This is a genomic window from Caulobacter sp. GW821-FHT12F03, assembly GCF_058806855.1.
Window position 1 is genome coordinate 18,466 of record NZ_JBXAQC010000003.1, and the last position, 20,616, is coordinate 39,081.

The following is a 20,616-nucleotide window of genomic DNA, read 5'->3' on the forward strand; positions in this document are numbered from 1 at the left end:
GCCTCAAAACTCTCCGTCGCGCCCCCGCGCGTCATGACTGTATCGGCCGGTCAGCCGCGACGCCACCAGCCCCGTTTGGGCTTCTCGGGCGGCGCGACAATCTCAGCCGGATCGGGCTGAACAATGGCGGCCGGCGTTGACGCGACAGATTCCACGACCGGTTCCGGCGCGGGTTCGGGCGCCGGCTCCGGAGCGGGTTCGGGCGCGGCTTCGGCGACCGGTTCGGCGGCGGCCGGAGCTTCAGCCTCGGCCTCGACCGGGGGCCTGGCCTTGGCGCGCGAACGCGAGCGGGGTTTGGCGGCCGGGGCGGCTTCCGGTTCGGGCGCGACCTCGACGGCCGGGGCGGCGGGGGCCTCGGCGGCCGGCTCGGCGACGACCTCGGTCACCGTTTCAACCGGCGCTTCGGCGACCGCGGCGGCGGCCTTGCCGCCGCGCGGCTTGCGGGCGCGGCGCTTGCCGGCTTCCGGCTCCACCGGCAGTTCGACCCAGATCTCTTCCTCCGGCCCGGCGGCCGCGGCGGCGACAGGCGCGGCCTCGACGACAGGGGAGGCTTCAGGCCGGGGCGCCGGTTCGCGGCGCGGCGGACGGGCGTCGCCGGTCGGGGCGGACGCGCCGCCTTCGGCCAGGGTCGCCGGGTCGTGCCAGACGAAGGGATCGTCGCCGAACGGGACACGCGGACGGGTCCAGGAGAAGCCGTCCTGCGGACGGGCGTCGTCGCGCATGCGGCGACCGCCGCGACGGCCGCGACGGCGGCGGCGCTGGGCCTCGCCCTCGGCGCCCTCGGCGTCCTCGTCGTCACGGGCCGGGGCAGGGGCCTGGACGGCCGCGCCGGCTTCGGCGCCCTCGCCGTCTTCACGGCGACCGCCGCGACGGCGACGGCGACGGCTGCGGCCGTGACGGCCGCCGTTCTCGCCGGCCTCGCCGTCCTCGCGCGGCGCGCGGGCTTCGCGGGCCGGGGCGGCGGCGTCTTCGTCCTCGTCGTCGTCGGACAGGCCGCCTTCGTTCTCCTCGGCCTCTTCCTCTTCCTCGTCTTCGTCTTCCTCGTCCTCGAAGTCGGCGCCGTCATCCAGCAGGTCGTCTTCCGGATCGTAGGCGACGCGGCCGATCGTCGAGGCCACCGGCTCCAGGTCGTGCAGCGACCGCTCGCCGCTGGCCGTGCGCTCGATCTCGTGGTCGGCCTCGCCGAGGCCGGCGTCGATCTGCACGGTGACGAACAGATGGTGGGTCTGGTGCACGCGGATCAGGTAGGCGCGCTTTTCGTTGAGGATGTAGAGGCCAACGGCCGGCGACACCCTCAGCGTCACCTCGCCGCCGCCCTGCAGGGCTTCCATCTCCACCGCACGCAGCGCCGACAGGGCGCTGGACTCGGTCGAGCGGACCCGGCCCGTGCCGGCGCAGTGTTCGCAGACGTGGGTCGTGCCTTCCAGCACGCCGCTGCGGCGACGCTGGCGGCTGATTTCCATCAGGCCGAACGAGCTGATCTTGCCCATCTGGATGCGGGCGCGGTCGTCCTTGAGGGCGTCCTTGAGCTTCTTCTCGACCGCACGGTTGTTCTTCGACTCATCCATGTCGATGAAGTCGATGACCACCAGGCCGGCCAGGTCGCGCAGGCGCAGCTGGCGGGCGGCTTCCTCGGCGGCTTCCAGGTTGGTCTTGAGGGCCGTGGCCTCGACGTTCCGCTCCTTGGTCGACTTGCCGGAGTTGACGTCGATGGCGACCAGCGCCTCGGTCTGGTTGATCACCAGGTAGCCGCCGGACTTCAGCGGCACGACCGGGGTGTAGATCTGCGAGAGGTGGCCCTCGACCTTGTGCGCCACGAACAGCGGCGTCGGCTCGCGGTACAGCTGAACCTTCTTGGCCTGCGAGGGCATCAGCATGCGCATGAAGTCGCGCGCGTCCTTGTAGCCGCGCTCGCCCTCGACCCAGACCCCGTCGATGTCCTTGTCGAACAGGTCGCGGATGGCGCGCTTCACGAGGTCTTCTTCCTCGTAGATCAGCGCGGGAGCGATCGAGTGCAGCGTCGTCTCGCGGATGTTCTCCCAGGCGCGCAGCAGATAGTCGTAGTCGCGCTTGATCTCGGTCTTGGTGCGCTTGGCGCCGGCCGTGCGAACGATCAGGCCCATGCCCTTGGGCACTTCCAGGCTCTGCACGATGCCCTTGAGCTTCTTGCGGTCGGTGACGGTGGTGATCTTGCGGCTGATGCCGCCGCCGCGAGCGGTGTTGGGCATCAGGACGCCGTAGCGGCCGGCCAGCGACAGGTAGGTGGTCAGGGCCGCGCCCTTGTTGCCGCGCTCTTCCTTGACGACCTGCACCAGCATGATCTGCCGGCGGCGGATCACTTCCTGGATCTTGTAGTTGCGCATCAGACGGCGGCGGCGACGGGCCACCTCCTCGTCCATCACGTCGTCTTCGTCTTCCGAGACCTCGTGATCGTCGTCGTCGTCGTTCTCCGACGACGAGGCGGCCGAACGGCCGCGGCCGCGCGTCTCGGGCTCGTCGTCATCCTCGGCCTGGGCGCGCATCAGCGCTTCGCGGTCGGCGAGGGGGATCTGGTAGTAGTCCGGGTGGATTTCGTTGAAGGCCAGGAAGCCGTGGCGGTTGCCGCCGTACTCGATGAAGGCCGCCTGCAGGCTGGGCTCCACCCGGGTCACCTTGGCGAGATAGATGTTCCCGCGAAGCTGTTTCTTGGACTGGCTTTCGAAATCGAACTCTTCAACCCGGTTTCCGTCCACGACGACGACCCGGGTTTCCTCCGGGTGGGCGGCGTCGATAAGCATTTTCTTGGTCATTGAAAGTGTCTCCCCGGCGCGCGGCGGGCCTTTGGCCCGGTCGCCGGCATGATGTGAAGGCGCGCTCCGTATGACCGTCCAACGCGCCGCGATCGGCGGTGCGAAGGGGCGAATGCCAGGCCAGGGCGTGTGCGCAGCCCATGAGGAAATGTCCTTGTCGCGCCAGGATGGGCGCGGGGTCAGAGGGTCGCGTCGTTTCACCGTGAGGCGAAGGGCCGGACGCACGGCCTTGAAGTGTCTCGTGCGCGGAGAATCCCCGTCACTCGCGGGAACCGGCGCGCCAGGCGACCTTAGCCCTATCCGGACTCAAAAGGAAAGCTCGTCGCAATCGCCGGTCGCAAACCGGCGTCGCGGGTCAGGTCGCAAACCGGCGTTGTAGGTAAAGCCTTAACCAATTCGATACCCGCCCGGTGCGATGATGGACGATCAATCGCAAAGCGATGTTTGGGGCGTAGAATGCGGGCGTTGGCGACCGGTGGATTTCTGGCGGGATGGAGGGGCTTCGCCTTCCTGGTCTGCCTGAGTCTGGCGGTTCTGTCGCTGGGCGGCGTCGCCCGCGGTTCGTCCAGCAGCGGCCTGCTGAAGGTCCGCCTCGGCGGCGACCAGATCGAGACCCGCATCGTCCTCGACCTCGACCGTTCGGTGACCGGCAAGCTGGTGCAGGACGGCAGCGACGGCACGATCGTCGTGGCCCTGCCGCGCATCGACACGGCCAGCAATCTCAGCGGCGGCGGGCAGGGGCTCGTGCGGCGCTGGAACGTCGAGCGCGGCGCCACCGCGGTGAAGCTGAACATCGAGCTGGCGCGCGGCGCCGAGGTGCACCGGCGCTTCCTGCTGCCGCCCGGCGACGGCGTCTCGACCTATCGCTATGTCATCGACCTGAAGGCGAAGAACGCCGCCTCGAACACCGGCCCGTCGGCCCGTCCCGCGCCCGTCGCGCCGGTGGTGGCCGCGCGGGCGCCGAGTCGCGGCGGCCAGCGCGTGGTGGTCATCGACGCCGGTCACGGCGGCAAGGACCCGGGCGCGCCCGGCGTCTCGGCGCACGAGAAGGATGTCACCCTGGCCGCGGCCAAGGCGCTGAAGGCCAGGCTTGAGCGCACCGGCCGCTATCGCGTGGTCCTGACCCGCTCGACCGACGACTATATTCCGCTCGAGAGCCGGGTGCAGATCGCCCGGTCGGCCGACGCCGACCTGTTCATCTCGCTGCATGCCGATTCGGGGCCGACGACCTCGATGCGCGGAGCGAGCGTCTACACCCTGTCCGAACGGGGCGAGAGCCGCGTGACCAAGGTGCTGCGCAAGGATGACTGGCTGATGCCGGTCAGCTTCCCCGGAGCCGACCGCACGGTGGGCGAGATCATCCTCGACCTGACCCAGCGCTCGACGCGCAACCGGTCGGCCGAGTTCGCCGGCCTGCTGCTCGATCACATCGCCGACGAGACCACCCTGTTGCGCCGCAGCCACCGCGACGGAAATCTGATGGTGCTGCTGGCCCCCGACGTGCCGGCCGTGCTGCTCGAAATGGGCTTCATCAACAATCCCGACGACGAGCGGCAGCTGACCAGTTCCGCCAGCCGCAAAAGGCTTATGGACGCCGTGGGCGACGCCGTGGACGCCTGGTTCGCCCGTCAGGTGAAGACCGCCAGCAGTTAGCGACTGTCTGATGCGGGAGCCGTTGGCGCCCGGCTTCAGTCAGGCTAAGCAGGCCCATGCTTGAGAAGGCCCTACTGCGACTTTGGCCGTTTGAAGAGCCGCCCGAACGATGGGTGGCCATCGTCGGCGTGAGCGTGCTCAGCCTCATCGCCGTGGCCGGGTTCACGCTGGCGATCTATGCCGCGTGGCTGTTCCACGACATGCCGGACGCCGGCGACCTGACCGATTACCGGCCGCCGACCGCGACGCGGGTCTATGCCTGGGACGGCACCCTGATCGGCGAATTCTCGCGCGAACGGCGGATTTTCATCCCCTACGACCAGATTCCGCCCCGTCTGGTGCAGGCCTTCCTCGCCGCCGAGGACCACAACTTCTTCCAGCACAGCGGCGTCGACGTGCAGGGTCTGTCGCGGGCGATGATCAAGAATGTGCTCAACGCCATTCAGGGACGCCGTCTCGAAGGCGGCTCGACGATCACCCAGCAGGTGGCCAAGAACGTCCTGCTGACCAGCGACGCCACGGTCGGCCGCAAGCTGAAGGAAGCGATTCTCGCCCGGCGACTCGAACAGACGCTGACCAAGGACCGGATCCTCGAGCTCTATCTGAACGAAATCTGGCTGGGCTATCGCTCGTTCGGGGTCGGGGCCGCCGCCTACAACTACTTCGGCAAGCCGGTCTCGGACCTGACCCTGGCCGAATGCGCCTATCTGGCGTCGCTGGCCAAGGGGCCGGACAACTACCATCCGATCCGGCGCAAGGCGAATGCGATCGGCCGCCGAAACTGGGTGCTGGGCCAGATGGCCGAGATGGGCTGGGTCAGCCGGGCCGACGCCGAGGCGGCCATGAAGGAGGACCTCAAGGTCCAGGCCGCGCCGTCGCGGGCGAAGTACCGGGACGCGGACTATTTCGTCGAGGAGGTTCGCCGCCGCGGCATGGTCACGCTGGGCCCGCGCCTGAGCGAGGGCGGCTACTACATGCGCACCACGCTCGACCCGCGCCTGCAGACGGCGGCCCGGGTGGCGCTGATGGACGGGCTGGAGAACTACGACCGCCGCCACGGCTGGCGCGGGGCGTGGGGCACAACCGACATGGCGCCGGGCTGGGAAAAGGCCGCGGCCAAGAAGACCGCGCCGGCCGAACGTCGCGACTGGCGGGTCGCCGTGGTGACCAGCGTCACCGGCGGCGTGCGGGTGCAGCCGGCCAAAGACTACGGACCGGGCCCGCTGGCCGGTGAAGACGTCGCCTGGGCCAAGGCCGGCAAGGGTCTCAAGGTCGGCGACCTGGTGTTCGTCGAGCCGACGGCCTCGGGCGTCTATCGCCTGAAGCAGGTGCCGGCGGTCAACGGGGCGCTGGTCGCCATGGAGCCGCACACCGGCCGCGTGCTGGCCATGGTCGGTGGATATTCCTTCTCGCTGTCGAGCTTCAACCGCGCCACTCAGGCGATGCGCCAGCCCGGCTCGGCCATCAAGCCGTTCGTCTATGCGGCGGCCCTGGAGCCCGACGGCGGCTTCACCCCGGCCAGCTACGTCACCGACGCCCAGATCGTGCTCAAGGGCGCGGTCAACGGCGAGGACTGGACGCCCGAGAACTACAACAAGAAGTACTACGGCTCGATGCCCCTGCGGCGCGGCCTGGAGCTGTCGCGCAACGCCATGACCGTGCGGCTGGCGCAGGGCGTGGGCATGAAGAAGATCGCCGACCTGTGCGTGAAGTTCGGCATCGTCCGCTCCATGGAGCCGGTGCTGGCCATGGCGCTGGGCGCGGGCGAGACCACGCCGTTCCGGCTGACGGCCGCTTACACCGCCTTCGTCAACGGCGGCCGCCGCGTCGAGCCGCACCTGATCGAACTGGTCGAGGACCGGGAAGGGCAGGTCATCTACCGCGCCGACAAGCGCGACTGCCCGCGCTGCTCGGCCGGCTTCGGCGGCGAGGAGAGCCCGCGCATCGCCACGGCCGGCGAACAGATCATCGACCCGGTCACCGCCTACCAGATCTCCTCCATGCTGCAGGGCGTGGTCCAGCGCGGCACGGCCACCCAGGCCCTGGTGCTCGGCCGGCCCGTGGGCGGCAAGACCGGCACGACCAACGAATACCGCAGCGCCTGGTTCGTCGGCTTCACGCCGCAGATCGTCGTCGGGGTGTTCATCGGCTTCGACGACAACCGCTCCCTCGGCGAGGGCGAGGCGGGCGGGGTCTCGGCCCTGCCGGTGTTCGTCGACTTCATGCAGGAAGCCATCAAGGGCGTGCCGGTGCAGGACTTCAAGCCGCCGAAGACGGCCAAGTTCGCCATGGTCGGCGGCCAGCGCGAGGCCTTCCGGCCCGGCACCGAGCCGCGCGGGCCGGTCGGCCCCGTGGCCCCGGTCAACGCCGCCGGCCCGGTCAACTACCAGAACGCCTGGCCCGGCGGACAGCTCAACAGCGACCAGCCGCCGGCGGCCCCCAAACCGCCGCCGAAACCCAAGATCCCCGACGACCTGACGGGATTGTATTGAGGCGACGCGCGGGGTAAGGCCCGCGCCCCGCTTGATCGGAGACTTTCATGAGACCGGATGTTGAGGCCGCCAAGGCCGACATCGAGCAGTCCGCCGGACTGCTCAGGAGGCGTCTTTGACTGGGATGCAGCCCTAAGACGCCTGCACGAGCTGGACGCTCGTTCCGAAGACCCTACCCTGTGGGACAAGCCGGCCGAGGCCCAGGTCCTGATGCGCGAGCGTCAGCAGCTGGCTGACCGCGTCGAGGCCGTGCGCAGTCTCGAGCGCGACCTGGCCGACGCCGTCGAATACGCCGAGATGGCCGACGCCGAGAACGACGAGGCCTCGCTGGAGGACGCGCGCGCCCAGCTGAAGACCCTCAAGGCCCGCGCCGCCAAGGCCGAGCTGGAAGCCCTGCTGTCCGGCGAGGCCGACGGCAACGACGCCTATATCGAAATCAACTCCGGGGCCGGGGGCACCGAGTCCTGCGACTGGGCCAACATGCTGCTGCGCATGTACACCCGCTGGGCCAACGCCCACGGCTACAGCGTCGAGCTGGTCGAAGAGACCAGCGGCGACCAGGTCGGCATCAAGTCGGCCACGCTGCAGGTCAAGGGCCCCAACGCCTACGGCTGGCTGAAGACCGAGGCCGGCGTGCACCGGCTGGTGCGCATCAGCCCCTATGACGCGGCGGCCAAGCGGCACACCAGCTTCGCCTCGGCCTGGGTCTATCCGGTGATCGACGACACCATCGAGATCGAGATCAACCCGGCCGACGTGCGGACCGACACCTATCGGGCCAGCGGCGCCGGCGGGCAGCACATCAACAAGACCGACTCGGCCGTGCGCCTGACGCACATCCCGACCGGCATCGCGGTGGCCTGTCAGGCCGGCCGGAGCCAGCACCAGAACCGGGAAGAGGCGTGGAAGATGCTGCGCGCGCGGCTCTACGAGATGGAGCTGCAGAAGCGCGAGGCGGCGGCCCAGGCCCTCGAGGACCAGAAGACCGACATCGGCTGGGGCCACCAGATCCGCAGCTACGTCCTGCAGCCCTACCAGATGGTCAAGGACCTGCGGACCAACGTTGAGACGTCGGACACCGCCGGCGTGCTGGACGGCGACCTCGACCAGTTCATGGGCGCGGCCCTGGCGCAGCGCGTCGGCGCCACGCGGGACGCGGCCGAGGGGTAGGTCGGATTTCCCTCCCCATGAAGGGGAGGGAGGATCGCGTTGGATCAGCCGACCTTGGGCGGGATGCCGAGGCTCTGGCTGTGCGGCGGCTGCGACTGCGGCGCGGGGGCCGGGCTGTGCTGCGGCTGCGGCGGGCGCTGGAACTTCAGGCTGCGGCCCTGGAAGAAGGCCCCTGTTTCCATCGCCAGCTGTTCGTGGGTGATGTCGCCGTCGACGTAGGCTGTCCCATAAAGACGCACCTGCTTGGCGGTCACCGAGCCGATCACGCGGCCCCGGACCTCGGCGGCTTCGGCATAGACCGAACCCTCGATGTGGCCGGTGTCGCCGACGGTCAGTCGGCCGACGCGCACGTCGCCGCGGACCACGCCGTCGATCTGCAGTTCGCCGTCGCCGACGACGCCGCCCTCGATCGTAATCCCGTCACTGATAAGGGATGCCACTTTCGGTCGCGCCTTCGGCGGTTCGGGCGCCATGGGAGCCGGCGCGGGCGCCGGAGCCGAAACAGCCGAGGATTTGGGCGGGGTCTTACTCTGCTTGCTGAACATATTCGCCGGCCTTCAAGTATCGGTTGGGGTTCTGCGCCCGGCCATTGACCCACACCTCGTAGTGCAAATGTGGGCCAGTTGACCGGCCGGTCGACCCCATCGATGCAATACGCTGGCCAACTGTGACCCGCTGCCCGATCGTGACGTTGTAGCCGGCCAGGTGGGCGTAGCGCGTCTTGAACCCGGCGCCGTGGTCGATCTCGACCGTGTTGCCGTAGCCCGAACGAACGCCGGTGAAGGACACCACGCCCGGCGCGGTCGAATAGATCGGGGTGAAGGTCGCGCCCGGGAAGTCGAGACCCGAGTGGAAGGCCGGACGGCGGGTGAACGGATCCAGCCGCACGCCGTAGCTGCTCGACTGCGCCGCGGCGCTGGTCGGGCGGAAGAAGGGCAGGCCGCGCGCCGCGTCGGCGAGGGCGCTCATGTCCGACATGTTGGTCGCCGCGCGCTGGATGCGCTGGGCGAAGCTCTCGTCGACGTCGAGCACGGCGGCGAGGGCGCGAGGGTCGCGGGCCTCGATCAGCGGGCCGCCCAGGGCGCCGCCGCGGCGGGCGTAGCTGTCGGGATTCAGGCCGGCGAGGCGGAAGGCGAGGCGCAGGCGTTCGGCGCGGCTGAGGGCGTAGCTCTCGGCGGCGGTGATCATCCGCTCCTGGTCCATCAGCGTGTATTGCACGCGCTGGATCGGCGAGCCGCCGTTGATGCGCGGCTTGGCCGGGGCCAGGGCCTGGGCGGCGCCCGGCGCGCCGCGGAAACCGGAGTCGGTCAGCAGCTGGGCGAGGGCGGCGTGACGTTTCTCGACCGAGTTGGCCAGTTCGACGAGCGAGCCGTCCGTCTGGGACAGCTGCTGCATGGCGCTGTTGAGGCGGGCCTGGCGGTCGGCGGTGACGCGTTCCCAGTAGGCGTCCCGGCGGCCCAGTTCCTGGTCGGTGGCGCTGACCGACAGCGCGCTGACCAGCATGGCCGCGGTGCAGACGCCCATCCAGAGCGCCGCGGCGCCGATGAGGCCGGCGCCCATGATCTGTTTGCTGGTGGAGAGCACGAACCCGCGCATCTCCCCGCCCGAGCGGATGTAGAGATGCCGTTCCGGAAACAGCTCCTCCAAGGCTCGCTGAATTCTGCGCAAGCGTGCTGTGGCCATAGCCCCCGAACCCGAGTTTCTCGGTGTCCGGCGATATGCGATGAAGATGGGGAAACGTGCAAGGCCCTTCGCGCGTCAGGCGTGCGCGAAGCTGGGATTCTGACCTTGTGGGGTCAGGGTTAACCATGTCGCGGGCACAGCGCCAGTTCCTGAGCTCAACTTTGCGCGTCCGACGCGAATATTTGAATGATAGCGCGACGTTTTCGCAACAGTGCCGATACCGGTGGGTAACGACCCGCTCCGGGGGGGATCGGTGCGGCCGAATGTCGCCGTTGTGGTTAAAGCGCGCGGGCCGCGGCCAGGACCTCCGCGACGTGACCCTTCACCTTCACCTTGCGCCAGATCCCGCGGATCACGCCCTCGCCGTCGATGAGCCAGGTCGAGCGATCGATGCCCATGTACTGACGACCGTAGAGGCTCTTTTCGACCCAGGCGCCGTAGCGCTCGATGACGTCGCTGTCGGCATCCGAGCCCAGCTCAACGGTCAGGCCGTGCTTCGCGCGGAACTTGCCGTGCTTGACGGCGGTGTCCTTGGACACCCCGACCAGCACCGCGCCGGCGGCGTCGAAATCGGCCTTCGCCGCGGAGAAGTCGATGTTCTCGGTGGTGCAGCCGGGCGTGTCGTCCTTCGGATAGAAGAACAGCACGACCTTTCGGCCCTTGAGGGCCGCCAGCGAGACGCGGCCCGTGTCGGTGGGCAGGTCGAAGTCGGGGGCGCGATCGCCAATGGTCAGGTCAGTCACGGGCCTCTCCCTTTGATGGTCAGACCGGCTTCAACAGCACGATCTTCTTCTTGCCGGCGCCGAGCTTGATCACGCCGTCGACGACGTCGGCGGGGGTGATCTCACGGTTGGCGTCCATTTCCTGGACGTCGTTCAGGCGCAGGCCGCCGCCCTGGGCCAGGCGCCGGGCCTCGCCGTTGGAGCCGGCCAGACCGGCCGTCACGGCCAGCTTCGCCAGCTGGACGCCGGCCGTCAGGTCGGCCGCCGGAATTTCGACGGTGGGCAGGTCATCCGACAGGGCGCCCTGTTCGAAGGCCTTCTCGGCGGCGTCGCGCGCGGCCCGGGCCGCCTCGTCGCCGTGCAGCATGCGGGTCGCCTCATCGGCCAGCACCTTCTTGGCGTCGTTGATCGCCGCGCCGTCCAGCGCCTCCAGCCGGGCGATCTCGTCCAGCGGCAGGTCGGTGAACAGGCGCAGGAAGCGGCCGACGTCAGCGTCCTCGGCGTTGCGCCAGAACTGCCAGTAGTCGTACGGCGAGCGCATGTCGGCGTTGAGCCAGACCGCGCCCTGGGCCGTCTTGCCCATCTTGGCGCCGGAGGCGGTCGATAGCAGCGGGGTGGTCAGGCCGAAGGCCGGCTTGTGGTCGACGCGGCGGATCAGCTCCACCCCGTTGACGATGTTGCCCCACTGGTCCGAGCCGCCCATCTGCAGCGTCGTGCCGTAGCGTCGGTTCAGCTCGAGGAAGTCTGTCGCCTGCATGAGCATGTAGTTGAACTCGATGAAGGTCAGCGGCTGCTCGCGCTCCAGCCGCAGCTTGACCGAGTCGAAGGCCAGCATGCGGTTGATGGTGAAGTGCACGCCGTACTCGCGCAGGAAGTCGATGTAGCCGAGCTTGCTCAGCCACTCGTCGTTGTCGATCAGCAGCGCGTCGGTCGGGCCGTCGCCGAAGGTCAGGAACTTGCCGAAGGCCTGCTTCTGGCTGGCGATGTTGGCCTGGATCTCTTCGTGCGTGCGCAGCTGGCGCGTCTCGTCCTTGCCCGACGGGTCGCCTACCTTGGAGGTGCCGCCGCCGACGATGACGATCGGCTTGTGGCCGGCCTGCTGCAGCCGGCGCAGCATCATGATGGTGATCAGGTTGCCGACGTGCAGGCTGGGCGCGGTGGCGTCGTAGCCGATGTAGCCGGTGATGATCCCGTTGCTCGCCGCTTCGTCCAGCTCCTCCGGATGGGTGATCTGGTGGATGTAGCCGCGATCCCGCATCAGCTGCAGGAACGTCGACTTGAACTGGGGTTCGGCGGTCATCGGGGTGGAGTCTCCTTGCGCGGACGGCTCTAGCACGTCGGGCGGGGAGGGGTTCAAGATCGTGGGCACGGAAAGGTCTCCTCTGGTGAGGCCGGAGACTGTCTGTGAGGGAATTCAGAACATGCCGCCGGCGGTGTGGCGGCATGCGATCGCACAGCCGCTCGTCAGGACGAGCGGGCGTAATAGAGGCTGCAAAGGGCGCGGCGGGCGATCATGGCGTGATGAGTGCCTGCGCCATTGACCGGCGTCAAGCAGGGGGTGAGGAAGGGACATGCTGCTGGCGCTGACTCCTCATCCCGATACGCCCTGCGCGGCGGTGACCCGGATCGAGGTCAATCTGGCGCGGGCCGCGCCGGCGAGCCTGGCGCTGCGCTACGTCGTCACCGGCGATATCGCCTCGGTCCGCTGGCCCGAGCCGGTCGACCGCGCGCGGGCCGACGACCTCTGGAAACACAGCTGCTTCGAGGCCTTCCTCAGGCCGGGGAACGACGACGCCTACTACGAGATCAACCTGTCGCCTTCCAACCGCTGGGCCGGCTACCGCTTCGATCGCTATCGCGAGGGCATGGTCTCGCCGCCCGGGCTGGCGCTGACCCATATGACCTGGCGCGCCTCGCGCGGCCTGTTCGAACTGGTGGCAACGCTGGACCTGGCTGCGGAGGCTGACCTGACCGTCGATCACGCCGGACGGCTCGGCCTGTCCGCCGTCATCGAGGAGACCAGCGGCCGCAAGTCCTACTGGGCGCTGGCCCATGCGCCGGGTAAGCCGGACTTTCACCACCGCGACGCCTTTGCAGCCATTCTGGAGCCCGCATGAACTTCGGCATCGACCGCCTGCTCGCCGACCCCGCCCTGCGCGCGCCCCTGAAGGGCAGGCGCGTGGCCCTGCTGGCGCATCCGGCGTCGGTGACGGCGGACCTGACCCATTCGATCGACGCCCTGGCCGCCTGTCCCGACATCGAGATCACCGCCGCCTTCGGGCCGCAGCACGGCATGCGCGGCGACCTGCAGGACAACATGATGGAGTCGCCGGACTTCACCGACCCGGTCTACGGCTTCCCCGTGTTCAGCCTGTACGGCGAGACGCGCCGGCCGACGGGACAGGCGATGGGCACGTTCGACGTGCTGCTGGTCGACATGCAGGACCTGGGCTGTCGCATCTACACCTTCATCACCACCCTGCTGTACGTGCTCGAGGCCGCCGCCGAGCACGGCAAGGAAGTCTGGGTGCTGGACCGGCCCAACCCGGCCGGCCGGCCGGTCGAGGGGCTGACCCTGCTGCCGGGCTGGGAGAGTTTCGTCGGCGCCGGGCCGCTGCCGATGCGCCATGGCCTGACGCTCGGCGAGCTGGGCCAGTGGTTCGTGCGCACGCGCAGCCTCGACGTGGTCTATCGCGTGATCGAGATGGAGGGCTACGACCCCGCCGCCGCGCCCGGCCATGGCTGGCCGCTGGGCGAGCGCAGCTGGATCAACCCCAGCCCCAACGCGCCGAACCTGTCGATGGCCCGGGCCTACGCCGGCACGGTGATGCTGGAGGGGACCAACCTGTCGGAGGGACGGGGCACGACCCGGCCGCTGGAGCTGTTCGGCGCGCCGGACATCGACGCCCGCAAGGTCATCGCCGAGATGAACGCCCTCGCGCCGCAGTGGCTGAAGGGCTGCCGCCTGCGCGACATCTGGTTCCAGCCGACCTTCCACAAGCATGTCGGCCAGCTGTGCAACGGCGTGCAGATCCACGTCGACGACCCGTCGTACGACCACACGGCGATCAAGCCCTGGCGGGTTCAGGCGCTGGCCTTCAAGGCCATCCGCCGGCTGTATCCCGACTACCATCTGTGGCGGGACTTCCCGTACGAGTACGTGTTCGACCGGCTGGCCATCGACGTGATCAACGGCGGCCCCGGCCTGCGCGAGTGGGTCGATGATCCGACGGCGACGCCGGCCGACCTCGACGCCCTGACCACGCCCGACGAACAGGCGTGGATCGAAGAGCGCCGGCCCTACCTGCTGTACTGACCGCCATGACCCTGCGCATCGCCCTGCTGAGAGGCGTCAATGTCGGCGGGGCGAAGAAGGTCCCGATGGCCGAGCTCAAGGCCATGGTCGAGGCGCTGGGCTTCACCGGGGTAAAGACCCTGCTGCAGAGCGGAAACGTGGTGTTCGAGGCCGGCGACCGCGGTGACGCCGATCTGGAGGCCCTGCTGGAGACGGAGGCCGAGGCGCGGCTGGGCCTGGTGACCCGCTTCATCGTGCGCGGCCCGCAGGCCTGGCGGGCGATGATCGACGCCAATCCGATGCCGGACGAGGCCGGGCGCGAGCCGTCGCGGTTCATCGTCAATGTGGCGCGCGAGCCGGTCACGGCGGAGATGCTGGCGACGATCCGCGCGGCGGCGACGCCCGGCGAAAAGGTCGAGGCCGGCGACCGCTGCGTCTACGCCTTCTTCGGCGACGGCATCGCCGACTCGAAGGCGGCCCTCGTGTTCGGCAGGAAGGCGCTGGGGCTGACGTCGACGGGCCGCAACTGGAACACGGTGCAGAAGATCGCGGCGCTGATCGGGGCTTAGGTGCGTGGTTCGAGCCCCGGGTCCAGTCCAGGGTCGCTTGAGGCTCGCTCCTCACCATGACGGGCAAAGATGTTCGTCATCCTGAGGAGCGATCCCTCGGGATCGCGTCTCGAAGGACGCACGCAATCGGCCCCCAATGACGGCGTCTAGTACGTCTTCGACGGAGCCGCGCGCTTCAGAACGGCCGCGTCACCAGCAGCGCGATCGCGACCACCACCAGCAAGGCCGCCGCCGCGAGCACGATCTCCGCGCGGCGGGCCAGCAGGCCGTCCGTGTCCTTGATGACCTTGCGCTGGAACAGGCCCCAGGCGCCGGCCTTGGCGGCGAGCAGGGCCGCCACCGCGCAGAGGATGCCGACGGTGACCGACGCCGGCACGGGATCAGTCCTTTTCGGCCCGCGCCCGCTCGATCCCTTCCAGGACCATCTCGCGGGCCCGGGCGGCGTCGCCCCAGCCGTTGATCCTGACCCACTTGCCGGGCTCCAGATCCTTGTAGTGCTTGAAGAAGTGCTCGATCTGGTCGAGCGTGATCTGCGGCAGGTCGGTGTAGTCCCTGACGCTGTCGTAGCGGGCGGTCAGCTGCGACGAGGGGACCGCGATCAGCTTCTCGTCGACGCCGGCCTGGTCTTCCATCAGCAGCACGCCGACGATGCGGCAGCTCATCACCGCGCCGGGCACGATGGCGCGGGTGTTGACCACCATCACGTCGCAGGGGTCGCCGTCGCCCGACAGGGTGTGGGGGATGAAGCCGTAATTCCCCGGGTAGCGCATCGACGTATAGAGGAAGCGATCGACGACCAGCACGCCGGCGTCCTTGTCGAGCTCGTACTTGATCGGCTCACCGCCGATCGGCACCTCGATTATGACGTTGACGTCTTCGGGCGGATTCACGCCGATGGCGATGGCGTCCAGGTTCATGGCTTCAGGTACTCGGTAATCAGGCGGGATCGGCTTCGAGGCGCTTGTCGAGATAGGCCCCGACGCGCTTTTCGACTTCGGGAAGGTGTTCTGCCCAGAAGTGGGTGGCGCCCTCGACCAGTTCGTAGTCGATGACGATGCCCTTCTGCGTGCGCAGCTTGCTGACCACGCGCTCGACCTCGACGGGCGGCACGACGGTGTCGGCCTGGCCGTGCAGGATCAGGCCCGAGGCCGGGCAGGGGGCCAGGAAGCTGAAGTCGTACATGTTGGTCGGCGGCGAAACGCTGATGAAGCCGTCCGTCTCGGGGCGGCGCATCAGCAGCTGCATGCCGATGTAGGCGCCGAAGCTGTAGCCGGCGACCCAGAACTGGCTGGCCTGCGGGTTGGTCGCCTGCAGCCAGTCGAGCGCGGTGGCCGCGTCGGCCAGCTCGCCGATGCCGGCGTCGAACTCGCCCTGGCTGCGGCCCACGCCGCGAAAGTTGAAGCGCAGCACCGAGAAGCCGCGCTTCATGAACAGATGATACAGCTGCACCGACACCGGGTGGTTCATGTGACCGCCGGCCCGCGGATGCGGGTGGAGGATCAGCGCGATCGGCGCGTTCGCGCGCTTGCCGGGCGAATACCGTCCTTCGATCCGGCCGGCCGCGCCGGTGAGCACCACTTCAGGCATGCGTTTTTCCCGTCCTGCCGAGCCGTGGAATACTTGACCACCGCGCTTGGTTTTCCTAGATCAGCGACGTCCGCGTTGGCCTTCGACAAGGCCTTGCGGGCGAGGCGCGGCCTTAGCACAGGCCGCGCGCCGGATGCCAGGGAATCTCGCCATGCGCCTGTCCACAAAGGGCCGCTACGCCGTGATGGCCATGACCGACCTCGCCGGAAGGCAGGGGGCGGACGACTCGGTGCGGGCTGTGTCGCTGGCCGACATCGCCGCGCGGCAGCAGATTTCCCTGTCCTACCTCGAGCAGCTGTTCGCCCGCCTGCGCCGCAAGGGGCTGGTGAAGAGCGTGCGCGGGCCGGGCGGCGGCTATCGGCTCGCGATGAGCGCCGACGAGACGACCGTCGCCGATATCGTGCTGGCCGTCGACGAGCCGCTCCGCGCGACCCGCTGCGGCAAGCCGGCCGGGCGAGGCTGCATGGTCGGCGGCGAGCGCTGCATGACGCATGATCTGTGGGAAGAGATGGGCCGCCAGCTGCACAACTACCTGGCCTCGGTGTCGCTGGCCGATGTGATCTCCGGCAGGCTCGGCGCGGCCGCCTCGGAGGCCGCGTGAGCGTCTACCTCGACTATAACGCCACCGCGCCCGTCCGCCCCGAGGCGAAGGCCGCGGTGGTGCGGGCGCTGGACATCGGCGGCAATCCCTCGTCGGTGCATGCCGCCGGACGCGCCGCGCGATCGCTGATCGAGGCGGCGCGGGCGCAGGTCGCCGACCTCGTGGCCGTGAAGCCGGGCTCGATCACCTTCACCAGCGGCGGGACCGAATCCAACGCCCTGGCCATCGAGAGCGCCGTGGCGGCGGGCTTCGACCGGATCCTGCTGGGTGCGACCGAACATGGCGCCGTCGCCGAGAACGTCCGCGCGGCCGGGGTTACGGTCGAGGTCTGGCCGGTGGACAGCGACGGCGTCGCCAACCTGGCCTGGCTGGCGCGGGCGCTCGGAACGGGCGGCAAGCCGCTGGTCTGCCTGATGCTGGCCAACAACGAGACGGGCGTGATCCAGCCGGTGGCGCAGGTGGCGGTGCTGGTCCGCGAGGCGGGCGGCTGGCTGCATGTCGACGCGGTTCAGGCCGCCGGCAAGATGGCCATCGATTTCAACGCGCTCGGTGCGGATACTCTGGCGCTGGCGGCGCACAAGATCGGCGGGCCGTTCGGCGTCGGGGCGCTGGCCGCGGGGCCGCGCGCGACGCTGGTGCGGCGACTGCACGGCGGCGGGCAGGAGCGCGGCCGCCGCGCCGGCGCCGAGAACCTCTCCGGCATCGCCGGGTTCGGCGCCGCCGCCGAGGCCGCCGTCCGCGATCTCGACGCCATCGCCGCGCAAGGCCCCTGGCGCGATGCGCTGCAGGACCGGGTCGAGGCCGCCGGCGCGACCGTGCTGGGCAAGGGCGCCCAGCGCCTGCCGCAGACCCTGGGCTTCGCCGCTCCGGGCTTCGACGCCCAGATGCAGGTCATGGCCCTGGATCTGGCCGGGGTGATGATCAGCGCCGGCCCGGCCTGCTCGTCCGGCAAGATGAAGCCCAGCGACGTGGTGGCCGCCATGGGCCGCCCGGATCTGGCGCCCTTCGCCATCCGCGTCAGCGGCGGCTGGGGTAGCACCGAGGATGACTGGGTCCGGGCCGGCGACGCCTGGCTGGACCTCTATGCGCGCCACGCGGCGCGCCGGAAGGACGTTGCTTAAGATGGCCGCCGTCAAGGAAACCGTCGCCGCGGTCGCCGAGCTGGAGAAGTACCAGCACGGCTTTGTCACCGATATCGAACAGGACTTCGCGCCCAAGGGCCTGAACGCCGACATCGTGCGCTTCATCTCGGCCAAGAAGAACGAGCCGGACTGGATGCTGCAGTGGCGGCTGGAGGCGTTCGAGCGCTGGCTGGCCATGGACGAACCGGAGTGGGCCAAGGTCCACTATCCGAAGATCGACTACCAGGACTCCTACTACTACGCCGCGCCGTCGCAGAAGGCCGGGCCGATGAGCCTGGACGAGGTCGATCCGGACATCCTGGAGACCTACAAGAAGCTCGGCATTCCGCTGCGCGAACAGGAAGTGCTGGCCGGCGTGCAGGGCGCGCCGCGCTACGCCGTCGACGCGGTGTTCGACAGCGTGTCGGTGGTCACCACCTTCAAGAAGGAGCTGGCCGCCGTCGGGGTGATCTTCTGCCCGATCAGCGAGGCGATCCGCGAGCACCCCGAGCTGGTGAAGACGTACCTCGGCTCGGTCGTGCCGGTCAGCGACAACTACTTCGCCTGCCTCAACAGCGCGGTCTTCAGCGACGGCAGCTTCGTCTACATCCCGCCGGGCGTGCGCTGCCCGATGGAGCTGAGCACCTATTTCCGCATCAACGCCAAGGATTCCGGGCAGTTCGAGCGGACTCTTATCATCGCGGACAAGGGAGCTTACTGCTCCTACCTCGAGGGCTGCACGGCTCCGATGCGCGACGAGAACCAGCTGCACGCGGCCGTGGTCGAGCTGGTCATCCTCGAGGACGCCGAGATCAAGTACTCGACGGTGCAGAACTGGTACCCGGGCGATCCGGAGACCGGAAAGGGCGGCATCTACAACTTCGTCACCAAGCGGGCCGACTGCCGGGAAGCCCGGGCCAAGGTCAGCTGGACCCAGGTCGAGACCGGCTCTGCCATCACCTGGAAGTACCCGTCCTGCGTCCTGCGCGGAGAGGGGAGCTCGGGCGAGTTCTACTCGATCGCCGTGACCAACGGCCACCAGCAGGCCGACACAGGCACCAAGATGATCCATCTGGGGGCCAACACCCGCTCGCGGATCATTTCCAAGGGCATCAGCGCCGGCAAGTCGTCCAACACCTATCGCGGCCTGGTCTCGGCCCACCCGAAGGCCGTCGGATCGCGCAACTTCACCCAGTGCGACAGCCTGCTGATCGGCAAGGACTGCGCCGCCCACACCGTGCCCTACATCGAGGCCCGCAACGGCCAGAGCGTGTTCGAGCACGAGGCGACGACGACGCGCCTGTCGGACGACCAGCTGTTCTATTGCCAGCAGCGGGGGCTCGACACGGAGTCGGCGGTCGCCCTGCTGGTCAACGGCTTCGTCCGCGAGGTTCTGCAGGAGCTCCCGATGGAGTTCGCCGTGGAAGCGCAGAAGCTGGTGGCGATCTCGCTGGAAGGGAGCGTGGGGTAGTGGCCGACGCAATCCTTCTCCCTCCCCTTGATGGGGAGGGTGTCTCGCGGAGCGAGACGGGTGGGGTATGGACGCCGCCGAGCCCCACCCTGGCCGGCTGGCGCCGGCCGTCCCTCCCCATGAAGGGGAGGGAGGGCGTATGACCCTCCGCGCCATCGACCACGTCCAGATCGCCATTCCCGCCGGCGGGGAGGCGCAGGCGCGTCCGTTCTACGGCGACCTGCTGGGCCTCACCGAAGTGCCCAAGCCGGCCGAGCTGGCCAAACGCGGGGGCGCCTGGTTCGAGGCTGGCGCGGTGAAGGTCCACCTCGGCGTCGAGCAGGATTTCCGCGCCAATGTGAAGGCCCATGTGGCGTTTGAGGTCGATGACGTCGCCGGGCTGGCCGCGCGGGCCTCGGCGGCCGGCTACGAGACGAAGGCCAACGATGAGATCGACGGCGTCGAGCGGGTGTTCATCTTTGATCCGTTCGGCAACCGGCTGGAATTCCTGAAACCGCTGAGCGCTGCCCGATGAGCGCCGCATCCCACCGCATTCCGTCATCGTCGGACGTGTGCCGACGACCCATGCACACCGTCGAACGGTCGTGTGCATGGGTCCTCGCGACAAGCGCGAGGATGACGGTGAATTTGGAACTATTCGCGTGAAATCAATGCTCTCCATCACCAACCTCCACGCCACCGTCGGCGAGAAGCAGATCCTCAACGGGTTGACCCTCGCGGTGCCGGCGGGCGAGGTGCACGCCATCATGGGGCCGAACGGGGCGGGCAAGTCGACGCTCAGCTATGTGCTGACCGGGCGGCCCGGCTACACGGTCACCGAGGGCTCGGCGACGCTGAACGGCGAGGACCTGCTGGCGCTGGAAGCCAACGAACGGGCCGCGAAGGGCGTGTTCCTGTCGTTCCAGTATCCGCTGGAAATTCCGGGGGTTCCGGCCCTGACCTTCATCCGCACCGCGCTCAACGCCCAGCGCAAGGCGCGCGGCGAAGACGAGATCGCCGCGCCCGCCTTCCTCAAGAAGGCTCGCGAGACGGCCGCGGCGCTGAAGATCGACTTCGAGATGCTCAAGCGGGCGCTCAACGTCGGCTTCTCCGGCGGCGAGAAGAAGCGCATGGAAATCTTCCAGATGGCCATGCTGGAGCCCCGCTTCCTGATCCTCGACGAGACCGACAGCGGTCTGGACATCGACGCCCTGCGCATCGTGTCCGAGGGCGTCAACGCCATGCGCAGCCCCGACCGCGGCATGCTGGTGATCACCCACTACCAACGTCTGCTCGACTACATCAAACCCGACCGCGTGCATGTGCTGAGCGCCGGCAGGATTGTCGCCAGCGGCGGCCCGGAACTGGCGCTGCAGCTCGAGGCCGAAGGCTACGACAAGTACGCGCAGGTGGCGGCGTGACCCTCCTTCGCCGAGGCTTCGGAGGGCAAGCCCTCCCGCGCACGCGACTTGTCCTGCGAAGCT

19 protein-coding genes are annotated in these 20,616 nt (G+C 69.0%); 11 read left to right on the forward strand and 8 right to left on the reverse strand.

Features of this window, described 5'->3' with window-relative positions:
• Positions 1–50: 50 nt before the first annotated feature.
• Positions 51–2,789 carry an Rne/Rng family ribonuclease gene (locus AC1RN0_RS08635; protein WP_492787037.1) on the reverse strand — a complete coding sequence of 913 codons (2,739 nt, stop codon included), beginning with the start codon at positions 2,787–2,789 and terminating at the stop codon, positions 51–53.
• Between the two features lie 456 nt (positions 2,790–3,245).
• On the opposite strand from AC1RN0_RS08635, the gene AC1RN0_RS08640 reads away from it, so the two are divergent.
• From AC1RN0_RS08640 to prfB, 3 genes are all read left to right on the forward strand, one after another.
• Positions 3,246–4,442 carry an N-acetylmuramoyl-L-alanine amidase family protein gene (locus AC1RN0_RS08640; protein WP_492787038.1) on the forward strand — a complete coding sequence of 399 codons (1,197 nt, stop codon included), beginning with the start codon at positions 3,246–3,248 and terminating at the stop codon, positions 4,440–4,442.
• Between the two features lie 56 nt (positions 4,443–4,498).
• A complete protein-coding gene (locus AC1RN0_RS08645) occupies positions 4,499–6,934 on the forward strand; it encodes a penicillin-binding protein 1A (protein WP_492787039.1) in 2,436 nt (811 codons plus the stop codon).
• Between the two features lie 47 nt (positions 6,935–6,981).
• Positions 6,982–8,104, forward strand: a protein-coding gene (gene prfB / locus AC1RN0_RS08650; RefSeq protein ID WP_492787040.1) for a peptide chain release factor 2 whose coding sequence is annotated in 2 segments (ribosomal slippage) — positions 6,982–7,050 and positions 7,052–8,104 — 1,122 coding nt in all. Because the reading frame shifts where the segments join, the coding sequence is not laid out codon by codon here.
• Between the two features lie 44 nt (positions 8,105–8,148).
• Here the strand turns inward: prfB and AC1RN0_RS08655 are convergent.
• The 4 genes from AC1RN0_RS08655 to tyrS form a co-directional block, all read right to left on the reverse strand.
• Positions 8,149–8,649, reverse strand: coding sequence for a bactofilin family protein (locus AC1RN0_RS08655; RefSeq protein ID WP_492787041.1), 501 nt, complete (start codon positions 8,647–8,649; stop codon positions 8,149–8,151).
• A complete protein-coding gene (locus tag AC1RN0_RS08660) occupies positions 8,630–9,787 on the reverse strand; it encodes a peptidoglycan DD-metalloendopeptidase family protein (RefSeq protein WP_492787042.1) in 1,158 nt (385 codons plus the stop codon). The genes AC1RN0_RS08655 and AC1RN0_RS08660 overlap by 20 nt, the downstream gene beginning before the upstream one ends.
• A gap of 278 nt (positions 9,788–10,065) precedes the next feature.
• Positions 10,066–10,530 (reverse strand): peroxiredoxin, encoded by a 465-nt coding sequence (locus tag AC1RN0_RS08665; RefSeq protein WP_492787043.1) that lies wholly within the window; start codon positions 10,528–10,530, stop codon positions 10,066–10,068.
• 19 nt (positions 10,531–10,549) lie between these two features.
• On the reverse strand, positions 10,550–11,866 hold the full coding sequence (gene tyrS / locus AC1RN0_RS08670; protein WP_492787501.1) for a tyrosine--tRNA ligase: 1,317 nt from the start codon (positions 11,864–11,866) through the stop codon (positions 10,550–10,552).
• A 214-nt stretch (positions 11,867–12,080) separates the two neighbouring features.
• Between tyrS and AC1RN0_RS08675 the strand changes: the two genes are divergently transcribed.
• From AC1RN0_RS08675 to AC1RN0_RS08685, 3 genes are read left to right on the forward strand one after another with little or no spacing between them, the layout of a single operon-like run.
• Entirely contained in the window at positions 12,081–12,626 is a 546-nt protein-coding gene (locus AC1RN0_RS08675; RefSeq protein ID WP_492787044.1) for a DOMON-like domain-containing protein, read from the forward strand.
• Positions 12,623–13,825: an exo-beta-N-acetylmuramidase NamZ family protein gene (locus AC1RN0_RS08680; RefSeq protein ID WP_492787045.1), complete on the forward strand. Its 1,203-nt coding sequence runs from the start codon at positions 12,623–12,625 to the stop codon at positions 13,823–13,825. The genes AC1RN0_RS08675 and AC1RN0_RS08680 overlap by 4 nt, the downstream gene beginning before the upstream one ends.
• 5 nt (positions 13,826–13,830) lie before the next feature.
• Positions 13,831–14,373, forward strand: coding sequence for a DUF1697 domain-containing protein (locus AC1RN0_RS08685; protein WP_492787046.1), 543 nt, complete (start codon positions 13,831–13,833; stop codon positions 14,371–14,373).
• Positions 14,374–14,548: 175 nt separating this feature from the next.
• Here AC1RN0_RS08685 and AC1RN0_RS08690 read toward each other — a convergent pair whose 3' ends face one another.
• From AC1RN0_RS08690 to AC1RN0_RS08700, 3 genes are read right to left on the reverse strand one after another with little or no spacing between them, the layout of a single operon-like run.
• The gene (locus tag AC1RN0_RS08690; RefSeq protein WP_492787047.1) at positions 14,549–14,749 is read right to left on the reverse strand and encodes a hypothetical protein; all 201 of its coding nucleotides are present in this window, start codon (positions 14,747–14,749) and stop codon (positions 14,549–14,551) included.
• 4 nt (positions 14,750–14,753) lie between these two features.
• Positions 14,754–15,290, reverse strand: a complete 537-nt coding sequence (ppa, locus tag AC1RN0_RS08695; RefSeq protein ID WP_492787048.1) for an inorganic diphosphatase — start codon at positions 15,288–15,290, stop codon at positions 14,754–14,756.
• A 19-nt stretch (positions 15,291–15,309) separates the two neighbouring features.
• Complete coding sequence (locus AC1RN0_RS08700; RefSeq protein WP_492787049.1) at positions 15,310–15,960, reverse strand: alpha/beta hydrolase; 651 nt, start codon at positions 15,958–15,960, stop codon at positions 15,310–15,312.
• 151 nt (positions 15,961–16,111) lie between these two features.
• Here AC1RN0_RS08700 and AC1RN0_RS08705 point away from each other — a divergent pair, with 151 nt between their 5' ends.
• From AC1RN0_RS08705 to sufC, 5 genes are all read left to right on the forward strand, one after another.
• Complete coding sequence (locus tag AC1RN0_RS08705; protein WP_492787050.1) at positions 16,112–16,561, forward strand: Rrf2 family transcriptional regulator; 450 nt, start codon at positions 16,112–16,114, stop codon at positions 16,559–16,561.
• Positions 16,558–17,682, forward strand: a complete 1,125-nt coding sequence (locus AC1RN0_RS08710) for a cysteine desulfurase family protein (RefSeq protein ID WP_492787051.1) — start codon at positions 16,558–16,560, stop codon at positions 17,680–17,682. Before AC1RN0_RS08705 ends, AC1RN0_RS08710 begins: the two co-directional genes overlap by 4 nt.
• A gap of 1 nt (position 17,683) precedes the next feature.
• Positions 17,684–19,153: a Fe-S cluster assembly protein SufB gene (gene sufB / locus AC1RN0_RS08715; protein WP_492787052.1), complete on the forward strand. Its 1,470-nt coding sequence runs from the start codon at positions 17,684–17,686 to the stop codon at positions 19,151–19,153.
• A 139-nt stretch (positions 19,154–19,292) separates the two neighbouring features.
• Positions 19,293–19,667, forward strand: coding sequence for a VOC family protein (locus AC1RN0_RS08720; protein WP_492787053.1), 375 nt, complete (start codon positions 19,293–19,295; stop codon positions 19,665–19,667).
• 136 nt (positions 19,668–19,803) lie between these two features.
• On the forward strand, positions 19,804–20,553 hold the full coding sequence (sufC, locus tag AC1RN0_RS08725; protein WP_492787502.1) for a Fe-S cluster assembly ATPase SufC: 750 nt from the start codon (positions 19,804–19,806) through the stop codon (positions 20,551–20,553).
• Positions 20,554–20,616: the final 63 nt, after the last annotated feature.

Coding starts and splice junctions, on each gene's coding strand:
- AC1RN0_RS08635 (WP_492787037.1), bottom strand. CDS start 2,789: ATGACCAAGAAAATGCTTATCGACGCCGCCCACCCGGAGGAAACCCGG.
- AC1RN0_RS08640 (WP_492787038.1), top strand. CDS start 3,246: ATGCGGGCGTTGGCGACCGGTGGATTTCTGGCGGGATGGAGGGGCTTC.
- AC1RN0_RS08645 (WP_492787039.1), top strand. CDS start 4,499: ATGCTTGAGAAGGCCCTACTGCGACTTTGGCCGTTTGAAGAGCCGCCC.
- AC1RN0_RS08655 (WP_492787041.1), bottom strand. CDS start 8,649: ATGTTCAGCAAGCAGAGTAAGACCCCGCCCAAATCCTCGGCTGTTTCG.
- AC1RN0_RS08660 (WP_492787042.1), bottom strand. CDS start 9,787: ATGGCCACAGCACGCTTGCGCAGAATTCAGCGAGCCTTGGAGGAGCTG.
- AC1RN0_RS08675 (WP_492787044.1), top strand. CDS start 12,081: ATGCTGCTGGCGCTGACTCCTCATCCCGATACGCCCTGCGCGGCGGTG.
- AC1RN0_RS08680 (WP_492787045.1), top strand. CDS start 12,623: ATGAACTTCGGCATCGACCGCCTGCTCGCCGACCCCGCCCTGCGCGCG.
- AC1RN0_RS08685 (WP_492787046.1), top strand. CDS start 13,831: ATGACCCTGCGCATCGCCCTGCTGAGAGGCGTCAATGTCGGCGGGGCG.
- ppa (WP_492787048.1), bottom strand. CDS start 15,290: ATGAACCTGGACGCCATCGCCATCGGCGTGAATCCGCCCGAAGACGTC.
- AC1RN0_RS08700 (WP_492787049.1), bottom strand. CDS start 15,960: ATGCCTGAAGTGGTGCTCACCGGCGCGGCCGGCCGGATCGAAGGACGG.
- AC1RN0_RS08705 (WP_492787050.1), top strand. CDS start 16,112: ATGCGCCTGTCCACAAAGGGCCGCTACGCCGTGATGGCCATGACCGAC.
- sufB (WP_492787052.1), top strand. CDS start 17,684: ATGGCCGCCGTCAAGGAAACCGTCGCCGCGGTCGCCGAGCTGGAGAAG.
- AC1RN0_RS08720 (WP_492787053.1), top strand. CDS start 19,293: ATGACCCTCCGCGCCATCGACCACGTCCAGATCGCCATTCCCGCCGGC.
- sufC (WP_492787502.1), top strand. CDS start 19,804: ATGCTCTCCATCACCAACCTCCACGCCACCGTCGGCGAGAAGCAGATC.